Raw genomic sequence first — 13,490 nt, forward strand, 5'->3', positions numbered from 1 at the left:
GAATTCCAAACGGTTGTCCGGCTCTGGTTCCAAACGGTTGTCCGGCTCCGGCTCCCGTCTGCAAGGCGCTTCTCCTTCCGGCGTCGGCAGGTGGCGGCCTGGCAACTGTCCGGGATGCCGCACGGCGGCCAGGGTGGCCCCGATCACGTTCGCCTCCCCCACTGGACGACATACCGACCGGTCGGCATCATGTATGGGGTCGTGTTCAACCGCCTGTAGGAGCATTGATGAGCCCCGACCACCCGCCAGGACTCGATCTCGACCGGCTGCGCGCCCTGCTCGACCGTGAGCGGCCCGGTCTGGTGCACGGCCCGCTGACCGGCCGGTTGATCGAGGGCGGACGGTCGAACCTCACGTACGCGGTCTCCGACGGCAGCGCGAAGTGGGTCGTACGACGGCCCCCGCTCGGCCATGTGCTGGCCACCGCGCACGACATGAAGCGCGAGCACCGCGTGATCAGCGCGCTGCACCCGACGAACGTGCCGGTGCCGCGTCCGGTGCTGCTGTGCGAGAACCCCGAGAACGGGGCGGTGCTCGGGTCGCCGTTCTACGTCATGGAGTTCGTCGAGGGCACCCCGTACCGCACCGCCGAACAGCTGGCACCGCTCGGTCCCGAGCGCACCCGGGACGCGGTCCTCGCCCTGGTCGACACGCTGGTCGAGCTGCACGCGGTGGATCCGGCCGAGGTCGGTCTGGCGGATTTCGGCCGGCCCGAGGGTTTCCTGGACCGGCAGCTGCGGCGCTGGGGCAAACAGCTGGACGCCTCCCGCAACCGCGAGCTGGCCGGCGTCGACGAGTTGCACGCGGCGCTCGGCCGGCGGCTGCCCCAGTCCCCCGCACCCGCCGTCGTGCACGGCGACTACCGGCTCGACAATGTCCTGATCGGCAACGACGACCGGATCAGCGCGATCCTGGACTGGGAGATGTCGACGCTCGGCGATCCGCTGACCGACCTGGGCCTGCTGGTGATGTACAGCATGCCGCTGGGCATGCCCGACTCCCCGGTGTCGACGACCGCGGAGGCCGCCGGCCACCCGTCGCCGGCCGAGCTGATCGAGCGGTACGCCGCGCGCTCGGGGCGTGACGTGTCCGCGGTGTCCTGGTACACGGCGTTCGCCTGGTTCAAGCTCGCCGTGATCCTGGAGGGCATCCACTACCGCTACACCCTGGGCCAGACGGTCGGCCGCGGCTTCGACCGCATCGGCGACCTGGTCCCGGTCTTCATCGAGCACGGCCTGACCACCCTTCAGGAAGGCTGACCGGACATGGACTTCGCGTTCGACGCGCGCACCGAGGAACTGCGCGCCAAGCTGCTCGCCTTCATGGACGAGTACGTCTACCCCGCCGAGGCCGTCGCGGAGGAGCAGCGTGCCGCGCTCGCCTCGCCGTGGGACACCCCGGCCGTGGTGGAGGAGTTGAAGGCCGAGGCACGCGGGCAGGGCCTGTGGAACCTCTTCCTCCCGGACGCCGAGTACGGCGCCGGCCTCACCAACCTCCAGTACGCGCCGCTCGCCGAGATCACCGGCCGCTCCCCGCAGTTGGCGCCCACGGTGACGAACTGCGCCGCACCCGACACCGGCAACATGGAGGTGCTCGCGCAGTTCGGCGACGAGCAGCAGAAGAAGCAGTGGCTCGAGCCGCTGCTGGCGGGTGAGATCCGCTCGGCGTTCGCGATGACCGAGCCGGAGGTGGCCTCGTCGGACGCCACGAACATCACCACGCGCATCGAGCGATCCACCAACGGCGCCGACGGCACCGACGAGTACGTCATCACCGGACGCAAGTGGTACATCTCCGGGGCGATGAACCCGGACTGCAAGATCTTCATCGTGATGGGCAAGACGGATCCGGACGGGGACGACATCCGCCGTCAGCAGTCCATGGTGCTCGTTCCCCGCGACACCCCGGGTGTCACCGTCAAGCGGGCGATGAAGGTGTTCGGCTACGAGGACCACTACCACGGCGGCCACGCCGAGGTGATCTTCGACCAGGCGCGCGTGCCGGTGACGAACCTGATCGGCGAGGAGGGCGGCGGCTTCGCCATCGCCCAGGCCCGCCTGGGCCCCGGCCGTATCCACCACTGCATGCGGCTGATCGGCATGGCCGAGCGGGCGATCGAGCTGATGTGCAGGCGGGCCGTCTCCCGCGAAGCCTTCGGCAAGACGCTGGCCCAGCAGGGCGTGGTCCACAACTGGATCGCCGACGCGCGCGTGACGGTCGAGCAGTTGCGGCTGCTGGTGCTGAAGACGGCCTGGCTGATGGACACGGTCGGCAACCGGGGCGCGCACGCGGAGATCCAGTCCATCAAGATCGCCACGCCTCGCGCGGTCGTCGACATCATCGACCGGGCGATCCAGCTGCACGGCGCGGGCGGTGTCAGCCAGGACTTCCCGCTCGCCGAGCTGTACGCCGGCGCCCGAACCCTGATGATCGCCGACGGCCCGGACGAGGTGCACCAGCGGTCGCTGGCGCGGCGGGAGTTGAAGAAGTACGTGTGAGACCTGGGTGAGGGGCGGTCGCTCATCGGCGACCGCCCCTCACCCACGTCTCTCAGGGGTCCTCACGGCCGCAGTGCCCGCAGCAGCAGGTCGGCCAGGTGGTCGGCGACCTCCTGCGGGCCGAGGGGGCCGTCGGGGCGGTACCAGGTGGACAGGTGGTGGACGGAGCCGAAGTGGTAGTCGACCACCAGGTCGGCGGGGGTCGCCTTGGAGAAGACGCCCGCCTGCTGGCCTTCCTCGATCAGGGCACGGAAGCGTTCGTGGTAGCGCCGGCGCTCGGCGCGCACCTGCTTGTTCTTCTCCGGGCTCAGGTGGTGCATCGAGCGGAAGAAGATCGACGCGTCGTCGAGGTTGTCGATGGTGGTGACGACGACATCTGCCGCCGCGCCCCGCAGCCGCTTCTCGATCGGTTCGTCGGCGTCCGCGAAGGCGTCGAGTCTCTCCTGCTGAACGCGCAGCACACGCGCGTACACCTCGTGCAGGAGGTCGTCCTTGGAGCCGAAGTAGTGGTACAGCGCTCCCTTGGTGACGCCGGCCGCCTCGACGATCTCCTGCACCGAGGTGCGGTCGTAGCCCTGCTCCGCGAAGAGCCGGGTGGCGGCGGCGAGGAGCCGCTGCGGCACGGGGGTTCCGTCACCGTCCGTCGTCCTGGGCACTGCCGCCACCTGCCTTCCGAGTGTTTCCGCTGGTGCTTTGTCTAGCCGTTCGGGCGAGAACGCAGTTCCCGCCGGAGGATCTTCCCACTGGCCGTCTTCGGCAAGTCGGGCAGGATCTCCACCTGCCGCGGGTATTTGTAGGCGGCCAGTCTCTCCTTGCAGTACGCGGCCAGCTCACCGGGGTCGGTCTCGGCACCCGGACGCAGGCTGATGTACGCCTTGACGGTCTCGCCGCGGTACCCGTCGGGCACCCCGACGACGGCCGCCTCGCGCACCGCCGGGTGCGTGTACAGCACGTCCTCGACCTCGCGCGGCCACACCTTGAACCCGGACGCGTTGATCATGTCCTTCTTGCGGTCGACGACGTACAGCCAGCCCTGCGGGTCCATGAAGCCGATGTCCCCGGTGCGCAGTTCGCCGTCCGGGAAGGTCTCGGCGGTGGCGTCCGGGCGCCGCCAGTACCCGGGCACGACCTGCGGCCCGCGGACGAGGATCTCGCCCTGCTCCCCGAAGGGCACCTCGGCGCCCTGCTCGTCGACGATCCGGACGACCGTGTCGGGCCCGGGCACGCCCACGGCGAGCGTCCCGGAGACCGGGTCGACCGGCGCCTCACGGGTGGGCGGCACGGAGGCGCAGGGAGCGCTGCACTCGGTGAGCCCGTACCCGTTGCGGATGTACGGCCCGAAGCCGGCCCGGAACTTCTCCACCAGGGCGGGCGGCAGCGGGGCGCCTCCCGAGGAGATGTTGACGAAGGAGGAGAAGTGGTCCGGGGTGACGTCGGGGTGGGCGGCCAGCGCCATGAACGCGGTGGACGGGCCGACCGTGTAGAGCGGCCGGTGCTCGGCGAACGCGTCGAGCACGACCCCGGCCTCGAAGCGGTACGCCAGGACGAGCGTGCCGGCGCTGTTCAGACACGCCCCGAACTGGCAGACCATCCCGGTGATGTGGAACAGCGGTGCCATCGCGAAATAGACGGGCGCCTCGGGCAGGGCCAGCCCGGTGCGCTGCCGCTCGGCGTTGTACATGATGTTGCCGTGCGTGTTGGTGGCGCCCTTGGGGGTGCCGCTGGTGCCCGACGTGTAGCTGATCAGCGCGATGTCGGACGGCGCGGGGTCACGGTCGCCGGGCGCCTTGTGACCGGCCCGGGCGACGGCCGTCAGGTCATCGGCGTCCGCGGCCTGCGGCAGCCGCTCGAAGGTCAGCACCCGCGCGTCCCCGCGTGTCTGGAAGTCGAGCTCGCAGCCGGTGAGCACGATCCGCACCGGCGAGTCCGCGGCCGCGTCGCGCAGATACGACTCCCAGGCCCGGTCGGCGCAGATCAGCGCGGCCACCTCGCCGTCGTGCAGCACATGGCCGACCTCCCCCGACTTGTACATCGGGTTGACGGGTACGACGGTCGCGCCCGCCTTCCAGGCGCCGAGCACCGCGAGCGCGAAGTGCGGGGAGTTCTGCAGCAGCACCGCCACCCGGTCGCCGCGCTCCAGTCCACGGGCGGCGAGGTGCCCGGCGACGGAGTCGCTGAGCTCGTCGACCTCGCGGTAGGTCAGACGGCCGTCGAAGTAGGCGAGGAAGGTGCGGTCCGGGGTCTCGGCGACGGCCCGGCGCAGGGCGTGCACGAGGGAGTCGGCGGGGTCGACCGGGGCGCGCTGGGCGTCGTTGAGCAGGGAGATCCAGGGCTTGGCGGCGTACAGGGAGCCGGTCACCGGGTCGCCTCCCACTTCTGCTGGAGGTGGTTCATGTTCGTCAGCCAGCGGTCGGGATCGGCGGCCCTTGCCTGGTAGTACCCGGCGACCTCGGGATGCGGCAGGATCAGGAACCGGTCCTCCTCGATGCCCTTGAACAGGGCGTCCGCCACGTCGTCCGGCTCGATCGCGGTCGGCTGCAGGACCAGGTCGCCCGCGCTCCCGGTGGCGGCCAGCATGTCGGTGCGCACGCCCTGCGGACAGATCGCGTGCACCTTCAGACCACGGTGCCGGTACGTCAGCGACAGCCACTCGGCGAAGGCGTAGGCCCCGTGTTTGGTGACGGCGTAGGGCGCGGCGCCGATCATGGTCAGCAGTCCGGCGGCGGAGACGGTGGAGACGAACCGGCCACTGCCGCGCTCCAGCCACCCCGGCAGCAGCTCGTGGGCCGCGCGGACGTGGGCCATCACGTTCACGTCCCAGGACGACGCCCAGGGCTGCTCGTCGAGCGGCCGCCCGGGCTCTCCCGCCTCGAAGGCGACGCCCGCGTTGGCGCAGTACACGTCCACGGTCCCGCCGAGCGCCTCCCGCGCCTCGGCGACGATCGCCGAGGCGTCCCCCGCGACGGCGATCTGGCCGATCTCCTCGGCGACGGCCTTCGCCCGGCCGGCGTCCAGGTCGCTCACGACGACCCGGGCCCCCTCGGCAGCGAACCGACGGGCCAGCGCGGCCCCGATCCCACCCCCCGCTCCGGTGACGACCACTCCCGCACCCTGCACGGCTCCCACCATCGGTCTCCTTCGACGCGACGCGATTCGGCTCTGCCCCCGTGTGGCCAGACTAACCGGTCGGTATGTGACAGGGAAGGGTCACTGAAGCGCCCCGAAGGAGCGCGGGGCTGTATCGATATGCGGCTCCTCCCCCACTCTCGGCTTCGCTCGAGCGGGGGGACCCCCATCGTGGGCGCGCCCGGCCACATCGGGCCCGCCAACTCCCCGCTACCCGCGGTAGCGCATACGGTGCCCGTGCCGACGCCCGACGTCCAAGGAGGTCACATGCACCTGCCCAGACGAACCCTGCTGGCGGCAACCGCGACAGCCGCGTCCTTCACCGCGGCGCCCCCCGCCCCCGCGGCCCGCCGCAGGCGAACCGGCTTCGAGAACCTCGCCGCACACGACTACGCCCAGCTCTCCGGTCAACGCGTCGGAATCGTCACCAACCCCACCGGCGTCACCCGGGACGTCCGCCACATCGTCGACGTCATGCACGCGGACACCCGCGTGAACCTGAGGGCCGTCTTCGGCCCCGAACACGGCTTTCGGGGCACCGCGCAGGCCGGCGGTTCCGAGGGCCGTTACGACGACCCCGCGACCGGCCTGCCGGTGTACGACACGTACCTGAAGAGCGGTCAGGCGCTTGCCGGCATCTTCACCGCCGCCGGCGTGGACACCGTCGTCTTCGACATCCAGGACGTGGGCGCGCGCTTCTACACGTACATCTGGACGCTGTACGACTGCATGGAGGCGGCGCGGCTCGCGGGCAAACGGTTCGTCGTCCTGGACCGCCCCAATCCCGTGACCGGCCGGGCGGCTCTCGGGCCGGTGCTGCACAGGGAGTTCGCGACCTTCGTCGGACGGCAGCCGGTCTCCCAGGCGCACGGGATGACCGTCGCGGAGCTGGCGCGGCTGTTCAACGGGGAGTTCCTGAGCACGCCGGTCGAGCTGGACACCGTACTGATGACCGGGTGGCGGAGGTCGCAGTGGTACGACGCCTGGGGGCTGCCCTGGGTGCCGCCGAGCCCGAACATGCCGACGCCCGACACCGCCCTCGTCTACTCCGGGACGTGCCTCTTCGAGGGGACGAACCTGTCGGAGGGGCGCGGGACGACCCGGCCCTTCGAACTGCTCGGCGCGGAGGGAGTCGACGGGCGCTGGGCCGACGCGGTGAACCGACTCGCCCTGCCCGGTGTGTACTTCAGGGAGGCGTACTTCGCGCCCACCTTCTCCAAGTTCCAGGGGAAGACCATCGGGGGCGTGCAGATCCATGTGCACGACCGGGACGCCTACGACCCCGTACGCACCGGGATCGCGCTCGTGGTGACCGCGAAGAAGGTGTGGAACGGCTTCGCCTGGCGCCCGGACAACTGGATCGACAAGCTGACCGGTTCCACGCTGGTGCGCACGATGATCGACGCGGGCGCGGACACCGACGAGGTGGTGGCGGCCTGGGAGCGGGAGCTGGCGGCGTTCCGGCGGGTGCGCGAGGAGTACCTCGTGTACCGGTGAGCGGTCGGGTGTGGGTCACCCGGATGAGTCGTGATGAGTCGTGGCGTATGGCCAACGCGGCCCGGTAGCGGGACGATGCGCGCACATCGCACACACCCGGGGGACGAGGAGGCCGGTCATGGCTGGTCCGGCAATGAGCGTGACACCGTACTGGGAGCTCACGTTCGACGCGGACGGGGACCCGGACGGGCGCGGGCGGGACCGGCTGCTCGCCGGGGTCGAGGAGCGCGGCGTCCGGGATCTTGTCGTCTTCGCGCACGGCTGGAACAACGACCGCTCCGGCGCGACGCGGCTCTACAGCGACTTCTTCGCGCCTGTCCCCGGGCTCGCCCCGGCGGCCCGGCTCGGGTACGCCGGTGTGGTGTGGCCGTCGATGCGGTTCTCGGACGAGCCGATCCCGGACTTCCCACGGGCGGTGGCCGCCGAGATGCCGCCGCGTCCGGCGCTGGACAAGGACACCCGGCACGCGCTGCTGGAGACCTTTCCCGGGCGGGCGACCGTGATCGACCGGATCGCGCGGCTGCTGGACCAGCAGCCGCGCGCGGAGGCCGACTTGGAGGAGTTCGGGCGGCTGGTGCGGATGCTGGTGGAGGTGGTGCCGGCGGGGCCACAGACGCTGTTCGCGGCGGACACGCTGGTGGAGGGGGTGCCGCAGGGTGAACCCGCGATGTTCTCGGGGCCCGTGCCCGAGCTCTGCGAGGAGTACGCGCGGGCGCTGGCGGGGCTCGAGTCGCCGGGTGGGCCGGTGGCGGAGTTCTCGATTCCCAACCCGTGGGACGGGGCGCACGAGTTGCTGCGGCAGGCGACGTACTACGCCATGAAACGGCGCGCGGGGGCCGTAGGGGAGCGTGGACTCGGGCAGGTGATCGGTCAGTTGGCCGCGGCGGCCCCGGACGTACGGGTGCATCTCGTCGGGCACAGCTTCGGGGCGCGGCTGGTGTCGTTCGCGCTGCGGGGGCTGCCGTCGGGTGTGCGCACGGTGAAGTCGCTGACCCTGCTCCAAGGGGCCTTCTCGCACTACGCGTTCGCGGCCCGGCTGCCGCACGACCCGCGCGCGGGAGGCGTGCTGCAGGGGCAGCACAACCGGGTGGACGGTCCCGTGGTGTGCTGCTACTCCCGGCACGACTCGGCGCTCGCCACGATGTACCCCCTGGCGTCGCGGATGGCGGACGACGACCGGACGGTCGGGATCGACGTGCCCGGCCCGGTCCAGGGCTTCGACGTCGGGTCGGTGCTGGGCTCCAGGTGGGGCGCGATGGGGCACGACGGGGTGCAGGCGGTACCGGGCACCGAGTCGTTGCGGTTGGCTCAGGCGCTCCGGACGGAGCTGCCCGCGACGGGCTGTGTGAACGTGGACGCGGCCGAGGTCGTCAGGCGCGGCGGGCCGCCCGCCGGAGCTCACAGCGACATCTGCCACCGGGAACTGGCCCAGCTGGTGGTGGCGGCGGGCCGCATTCGCTGACCCGCCGCCACGCGTGGCTCACCGGTGCGACGTGAACTCCACCACCTGCTGGAACGTCGGCCGGTTCTGCCAGCTGATGTTGGAGTGCTTGATGCCGCCCAGGGTGCGCTGGACGATCGAGTCGGCGCACCACTGGTTGCCCGCCGCGCACAGGTCGTCGCCGGGGTAGACCTGCGCCGCGGTCCTGCCGGCCGCCTCCTTCAGGGTGCTGATCAGGACGTCCCGGCAGGCGCTGAGGCTGCCGCCGCCGCAGTACTTCCGCGCGAGCGGCCCCTGGACCGACTCACCGAGCACCGCCCGGATGTCCTTGTCGACATAGCTCCACCACCCGTACTGGAAGGAGCTGCCCGCGTGCGAGCCGGTCGGGCCGTGCGCCGCCGACGGGGCCTCGTCGACGGGCAGGTTGGCGGTGAAGGCGGTGTACAGGTCGCTGCCGAGGCCCGGTTGGAACTCGGCCTTCACCAGCAGCGGCCACCACGCGTCGAGGACGCGGATCGCGTCGGCGTCGGCGTACGTCTTCGAACCGGCCTTCGTCTCGGTTCGCTTGGCGCCCGCCGTCACCCAGGCCTGGAGCTTGCTCACCGCCGCGGCGGCCGTCGCGTCGGTGACGGTGGAGCTGCCCACCACCTTGAGGAGATCCGGCAGCACGTCCTCGGCCCGCAGGTCGGCCAGGGCCGCGTCCGCCATCGCCTTGGTGAGTGCGGCCCGGGTGACCCCGCCCGCGGCGACCAGCTTCTTCACGCGGTCGTCGAGCAGGTTGCCGCGGTGCACCGAGCCGTCGCCCCAGGACGCGGTCGTGTATTCGCGGGCCTGCTTGTTGTTCCAGGAGATGTAGTAGTCCTGGTCGATCGAGTTCGGGTGGGCCGAGGCGGGGGTGTAGTCGGCGGTGTTCGTCGTCGGGTTCCAGTTCCGCCATTCGTACGACGGCTGCGCCCACACCGGGAACTCGGCGTCGACACCGCTCGCACGCACCGGGTTGTCGCCGCTGTTGTAGTACGCGGTGTGCTCGGAGTCGGCGTAGAACCAGTTGAAGGTGTAGTTGATGTGCTGCGCCGCCGACTGGAAGTCCTGCGGGCCCTTCACGTAGTCGGGGTCGTTCAGCATCTGGAAGCCGATGATCGAGTCGGCCTCGTGGAGGTAGGACGTGCGCAGGGTGGTGTAGGCGACCTTCTTGCCGCCGACCGTCGCGCGGTACTCGACGGGGCCGTACTTGGTGCGCCACACCCGCATCGTGTAGGAGCCGGCCGCGGTGCCGTCGGCGGTGGTGGGCTTCCAGGCGTTCTTCTGCTCGATCTTCTCCATCGCCGTGCAGGTGCCGCGGTACAGGTAGTGGTAGTCGTCCTGGCACAGCTCGACGGCGTAGGTGTCGATGATGTCCTGGCCGGAGGTCGTGGCGCTCCACGCGTAGTCCTGGCCGCGGCCGAGTTCGACGTACATGCTCAGGCCCGCGAAGGAGGCGCCGCGGGCGCTGAGGCCGGGGCCCTGGATCTCCTGGAGCATCAGGAGCTGGGGTGCGAAGTAGCCGGTCTGCGGGCCGAAGACGGCGATCGGGTTGCCGCTCGCGGTGTGGTCGCCGCTCACCACGAGGGCGTTGGACATTCCGCGTTTGGCGGAGGTGACGGCCGTCTTCGCCGCCGTGGTGGAGGCGGTGGCGGCGGTCGAGCCGGCCGCGCTGCCCGTACGGTCGTAGACCAGCTGTTCCTGAGCCACCGAGCCGGCGTCGGGCAGGGCCTCGCCCTGGGCGTCCGCGGGCTTGGAGGCGTACGGGAAGCTGCCGTCCCGGACGGTCAGGACCGCCTCGGGGTCGTTGCGTTCACGGAAGGACTCCCAGACCTTGGTGCCCTCCGTCACGCCGTACTTCTGCTGGGCGGCGAGCAGCGACAGCGCGTTGTTGACCTCGCCGCCGCCCCCGGAGCCGAAGAGCGAGCCGATCACGGAGGCCAGCGCCACCAGGTCGGTGGTCTTGAAGTGGTCGATCGTGCCGGCGTTGGTGACGGAGTCCTTGTGGCCGGTCAGGACGTACTCGCCGGGGAAGTAACGGCCGCTGTCGGAGGCGTCGATGTAGGCGTTGATGCCGGCGACGTAGGCGTTGACGTCGGCGAGGGCCTGCTTGCCGCGGTCACCGGCCGAGGCGACGGCGTTGTCGATCTGGGCCTGGAGATCGGCCTCGGAGTACGGGGCGTTGCGCCAGAACTCCTGTTCCAGGCCCTGGTTGGACGGGGCGCCGCCCGCGAAGGAGGTCAGCCGGCCTCGTCCGACGTGGCGGAAGACATCCATGAGCCACAGCCGGTCCTCAGCCGCCGCATACCCGGCACCGAACTCCGTGCCGTATCTGGTGGTACCGGTGATGTGCGGGACACCCGACTTCTTGTCGCGGACGATCGTCACGTCGCCGCGACCGGCGGGCTTGACCGTGGAGGCGACTTGATCGGCGGGGACTCCGAACGACGCGTCGTTGAAGAAGGTGTTGATCGTGCTGTCGGTGAGCGTGGGGTAGCCCTTGGCCAGGTCGCCGTACGGGGCGAGCTGGTCGTCGGCGTGGTCGGGCTGGGTGCCGAATGCCTGGTTGAGCAGGATCTGCGCGAGGGTGGCGTTGCCGCTCTGGCCCGGCGGCAGGATGTCGGAACACTGGCCACCGCAGTGGTCGTTGGCCGCCGTGGTCCGCGCGGCGGCCGTGGTCCGCACAGCCGCCGCCTCACCTGCCGCCGCCTGGGTGAGCGGGGACAAAAGACCGGCAATCAGGACGCATACGGAAGCAGACTTCAGGAACCCGGGGAACCTGCCGGGAGTTCTCTGTCTGTCGAGGGCGGTGCGTGAGGTGCGCCGTGGCATGGGAGCTCCTACCGACGGGAGTGTTGCCGGACGTTACCGCCGGTATCCCCGGGATGGAAGATGAACATGCGTCACTTTTTGGAGCCGTGGAGTCCTGGAGGTCGCCGCGATGCCGTTCCGAGCCACGGTGGCGGACTCGCCAGGGTCAACCGCGGCCGCCTTATGGGGGCCCATCGGAAATCGGATGGAGCCGAATCGCCTGTCGATACGTCTATTCGGCGACGTCCGTTCGACGACGCCGCCGAAGTGACCGAAGTACAGGTGCAGGTGTGACGGAGGTGCAGGACGATGGCCGGTTTCCGAAGTCTGGCGAGACAGGTGCGCGATCCACGGTGCGACCTGGCGCTCAGGCGTTACTCGCTCCGCAAGTGCCTTGAGCGGTTCGCTCCTTACGGGCACAGGGCGACCTGGGACCACTTGTGCTCCCGGGCCGGGTTCGGCCCGGAGGACCGCTCTCCCGACCCGGCGCGGCTCGTGGCCGCACTGGAGGAGCTGGAGGAGGCGCGTTCGGTCTGGCTGACCTACGAGGTGGAGTTCGCCGAGCGACGCAAGAAGGAGAAGCACGACGGGCTGCGCAGGCCGGGCAGTGTGGACGACTGGCACCGGCTGACCTGGGGCGGGTTCGGAGTCGCCTGGTGCGACGATCCCCGGGTCCATCCCCATGAGCCGCTCGCGGAGGTACTGCGCCGGATCATCTCCGCGCTGGAGCGGGAGCCGGGGACGGGGTGCCCGGTGTGCGGCGGGGAGCGCCTCGTCTGGAAGTACGAACTGGACCACGAGCCCTCGACGGGTCCGGTCTGCGTGGACTGCGGAATTCTCGTACCGCGGCCCGTGCTGTCGCCGGAGGCCCTGGCGGATGCCAGGCGTGGACGGCTGCTGGTGTCGGCCTGACCGGGCCGGCCGCTCCGACCGCAGTGACATGAGGAACCGTGCGTGCGGGGGTGCGCCGGGGATGCCGTACCCCCCTGTTTGCCGGCATACATCGTCAGTGGCCACTGGCACGACGGCGCGGCGCGGTTCGCCGTCTCACCGCTCGGTCCGAAGGTGCTGCGGGTTCTGTCGGAGGTGACGCATCCGGCCCCCGACACGGCCGAGGAGACCGCGCGTGCGCTCTGGGCGGACCTGGGCTCCGCCCACGGCCGACCGGTCCTGCCGCACGGCGAGGACGGCGGCGCGTGGCCGGTGCCGCGCCTGGCCGGCCGGCTGGGGCCGGCGACCCGCATGGGCCTGGAGGACACGCGTTGCAATGGGTGAGCGGCCTCGCCGCGGGCCGTCGGCTCCTGCCGGACGGGCAACGGGCCTTGTCCAATGGTCAGTTGGTGGCGGAGGCACTGGTCCAGTACGGGTCCGCGAGTCGGTGACGGACGCAATCCGCCGACCGAAGACCCTGACCCTGACGGTGCCCCCGGCGGGACCGCACCGAGTGGCCGGCCGGGAGAAAGGCGGGCCGGTCGAGGCGATGCGACACCGGAAACACGAAGTGGGTGCCGTCGGTGCCGACTCGGGCCGGGAAAGCGCCCCCGACGGCACGGCCACCCGCCGCGCGGTGCCGCGGTCGGCCCGCCTCAGTGGGAGTCCTCCGGTTCCCGGCTTCGCCGGGGCCGTCCGGCTCCGCCTTGTTCCACCATCAGCCTCGAACCCGTCAGACGGTCGCCGAAGACGTCGTCCGGGTTGGAGAGCACGCAGGTGTCCAGGGAGAGGCAGCCGCAGCCGATGCAGTCGGTGAGGTGGTCGCGGAGGCGGTTGAGTTGTCTGATGCGTTCGTCGAGTTCGGAGCGCCAGGCCTCGGAGAGGTGGGCCCAGTCCTCGCGGGTGGGCGTGCGTTCCTCGGGGAGTTCGGCGAGGGCCTCGCGGATCGTGGCGAGCGGGATGCCGACGCGCTGCGCGGCGCGGACGAAGGCGACCCGGCGCAGCGCGTCACGGGAGTAGCGGCGCTGGTTGCCCGAGGTGCGGCGGCTGCTGATCAGACCCTTGGACTCGTAGAAGTGCAGGGCGGAAACGGTGGCGCCGCTGCGCGCGGCGAGCTGGCCGACCGTGAGCTCATGGATCTTCTCGGGAATCTGAGGCATCCCTCG

10 protein-coding genes and 1 pseudogene are annotated in these 13,490 nt (G+C 70.9%); 6 read left to right on the forward strand and 5 right to left on the reverse strand.

Features of this window, described 5'->3' with window-relative positions:
• Nucleotides 1-227 precede the first annotated feature (227 nt).
• Both ACIBK3_RS33310 and ACIBK3_RS33315 read left to right on the forward strand, forming a co-directional pair.
• Nucleotides 228-1,259 (forward strand): phosphotransferase family protein, encoded by a 1,032-nt coding sequence (locus tag ACIBK3_RS33310; protein ID WP_399371171.1) that lies wholly within the window; start codon nt 228-230, stop codon nt 1,257-1,259.
• A 6-nt stretch (nt 1,260-1,265) separates the two neighbouring features.
• Entirely contained in the window at nt 1,266-2,498 is a 1,233-nt protein-coding gene (locus ACIBK3_RS33315) for an acyl-CoA dehydrogenase family protein (protein WP_399371172.1), read from the forward strand.
• A 62-nt stretch (nt 2,499-2,560) separates the two neighbouring features.
• Here ACIBK3_RS33315 and ACIBK3_RS33320 read toward each other — a convergent pair whose 3' ends face one another.
• Genes ACIBK3_RS33320 through ACIBK3_RS33330 form a run of 3 tightly spaced genes read right to left on the reverse strand, consistent with a single transcriptional unit; the run spans nt 2,561 to nt 5,627 of the window.
• Nucleotides 2,561-3,154 (reverse strand): TetR/AcrR family transcriptional regulator, encoded by a 594-nt coding sequence (locus ACIBK3_RS33320; RefSeq protein WP_399371174.1) that lies wholly within the window; start codon nt 3,152-3,154, stop codon nt 2,561-2,563.
• A 41-nt stretch (nt 3,155-3,195) separates the two neighbouring features.
• Entirely contained in the window at nt 3,196-4,857 is a 1,662-nt protein-coding gene (locus tag ACIBK3_RS33325; RefSeq protein ID WP_399371175.1) for a class I adenylate-forming enzyme family protein, read from the reverse strand.
• Nucleotides 4,854-5,627: an SDR family oxidoreductase gene (locus ACIBK3_RS33330; RefSeq protein WP_399371177.1), complete on the reverse strand. Its 774-nt coding sequence runs from the start codon at nt 5,625-5,627 to the stop codon at nt 4,854-4,856. The genes ACIBK3_RS33325 and ACIBK3_RS33330 overlap by 4 nt, the downstream gene beginning before the upstream one ends.
• Nucleotides 5,628-5,891: 264 nt before the next feature.
• On the opposite strand from ACIBK3_RS33330, the gene ACIBK3_RS33335 reads away from it, so the two are divergent.
• Complete coding sequence (locus tag ACIBK3_RS33335) at nt 5,892-7,121, forward strand: exo-beta-N-acetylmuramidase NamZ domain-containing protein (RefSeq protein WP_399371178.1); 1,230 nt, start codon at nt 5,892-5,894, stop codon at nt 7,119-7,121.
• A 118-nt stretch (nt 7,122-7,239) separates the two neighbouring features.
• Entirely contained in the window at nt 7,240-8,583 is a 1,344-nt protein-coding gene (locus tag ACIBK3_RS33340; protein ID WP_399371180.1) for a serine-threonine protein kinase, read from the forward strand.
• Between the two features lie 18 nt (nt 8,584-8,601).
• Here the strand turns inward: ACIBK3_RS33340 and ACIBK3_RS33345 are convergent, their stop codons facing one another.
• Nucleotides 8,602-11,415 carry a penicillin acylase family protein gene (locus tag ACIBK3_RS33345; RefSeq protein ID WP_399371181.1) on the reverse strand — a complete coding sequence of 938 codons (2,814 nt, stop codon included), beginning with the start codon at nt 11,413-11,415 and terminating at the stop codon, nt 8,602-8,604.
• Nucleotides 11,416-11,703: 288 nt separating this feature from the next.
• On the opposite strand from ACIBK3_RS33345, the gene ACIBK3_RS33350 reads away from it, so the two are divergent.
• Together ACIBK3_RS33350 and ACIBK3_RS33355 are read left to right on the forward strand one after the other, a co-directional pair.
• Nucleotides 11,704-12,306: a hypothetical protein gene (locus ACIBK3_RS33350; RefSeq protein WP_399371183.1), complete on the forward strand. Its 603-nt coding sequence runs from the start codon at nt 11,704-11,706 to the stop codon at nt 12,304-12,306.
• 90 nt (nt 12,307-12,396) lie between these two features.
• Nucleotides 12,397-12,776 (forward strand): annotated as a pseudogene (locus ACIBK3_RS33355) (hypothetical protein); the annotation flags it as partial.
• Nucleotides 12,777-12,980: 204 nt separating this feature from the next.
• On the opposite strand, the gene soxR reads toward ACIBK3_RS33355, so the two are convergent.
• On the reverse strand, nt 12,981-13,484 hold the full coding sequence (gene soxR / locus ACIBK3_RS33360; protein WP_399371184.1) for a redox-sensitive transcriptional activator SoxR: 504 nt from the start codon (nt 13,482-13,484) through the stop codon (nt 12,981-12,983).
• Nucleotides 13,485-13,490 lie beyond the last annotated feature (6 nt).

Origin of the sequence: Streptomyces sp. NPDC050287 (assembly GCF_044459385.1) — a bacterium.
Classification (GTDB): domain Bacteria; phylum Actinomycetota; class Actinomycetes; order Streptomycetales; family Streptomycetaceae; genus Streptomyces.

Bases quoted from the DNA above. Each gene is read 5' to 3' on its own strand.
- ACIBK3_RS33345 (WP_399371181.1), bottom strand. From the start codon at position 11,415: ATGCCACGGCGCACCTCACGCACCGCCCTCGACAGACAGAGAACTCCC.
- ACIBK3_RS33310 (WP_399371171.1), top strand. From the start codon at position 228: ATGAGCCCCGACCACCCGCCAGGACTCGATCTCGACCGGCTGCGCGCC.
- ACIBK3_RS33340 (WP_399371180.1), top strand. From the start codon at position 7,240: ATGGCTGGTCCGGCAATGAGCGTGACACCGTACTGGGAGCTCACGTTC.
- ACIBK3_RS33350 (WP_399371183.1), top strand. From the start codon at position 11,704: ATGGCCGGTTTCCGAAGTCTGGCGAGACAGGTGCGCGATCCACGGTGC.
- ACIBK3_RS33335 (WP_399371178.1), top strand. From the start codon at position 5,892: ATGCACCTGCCCAGACGAACCCTGCTGGCGGCAACCGCGACAGCCGCG.
- ACIBK3_RS33315 (WP_399371172.1), top strand. From the start codon at position 1,266: ATGGACTTCGCGTTCGACGCGCGCACCGAGGAACTGCGCGCCAAGCTG.
- soxR (WP_399371184.1), bottom strand. From the start codon at position 13,484: ATGCCTCAGATTCCCGAGAAGATCCATGAGCTCACGGTCGGCCAGCTC.
- ACIBK3_RS33330 (WP_399371177.1), bottom strand. From the start codon at position 5,627: ATGGTGGGAGCCGTGCAGGGTGCGGGAGTGGTCGTCACCGGAGCGGGG.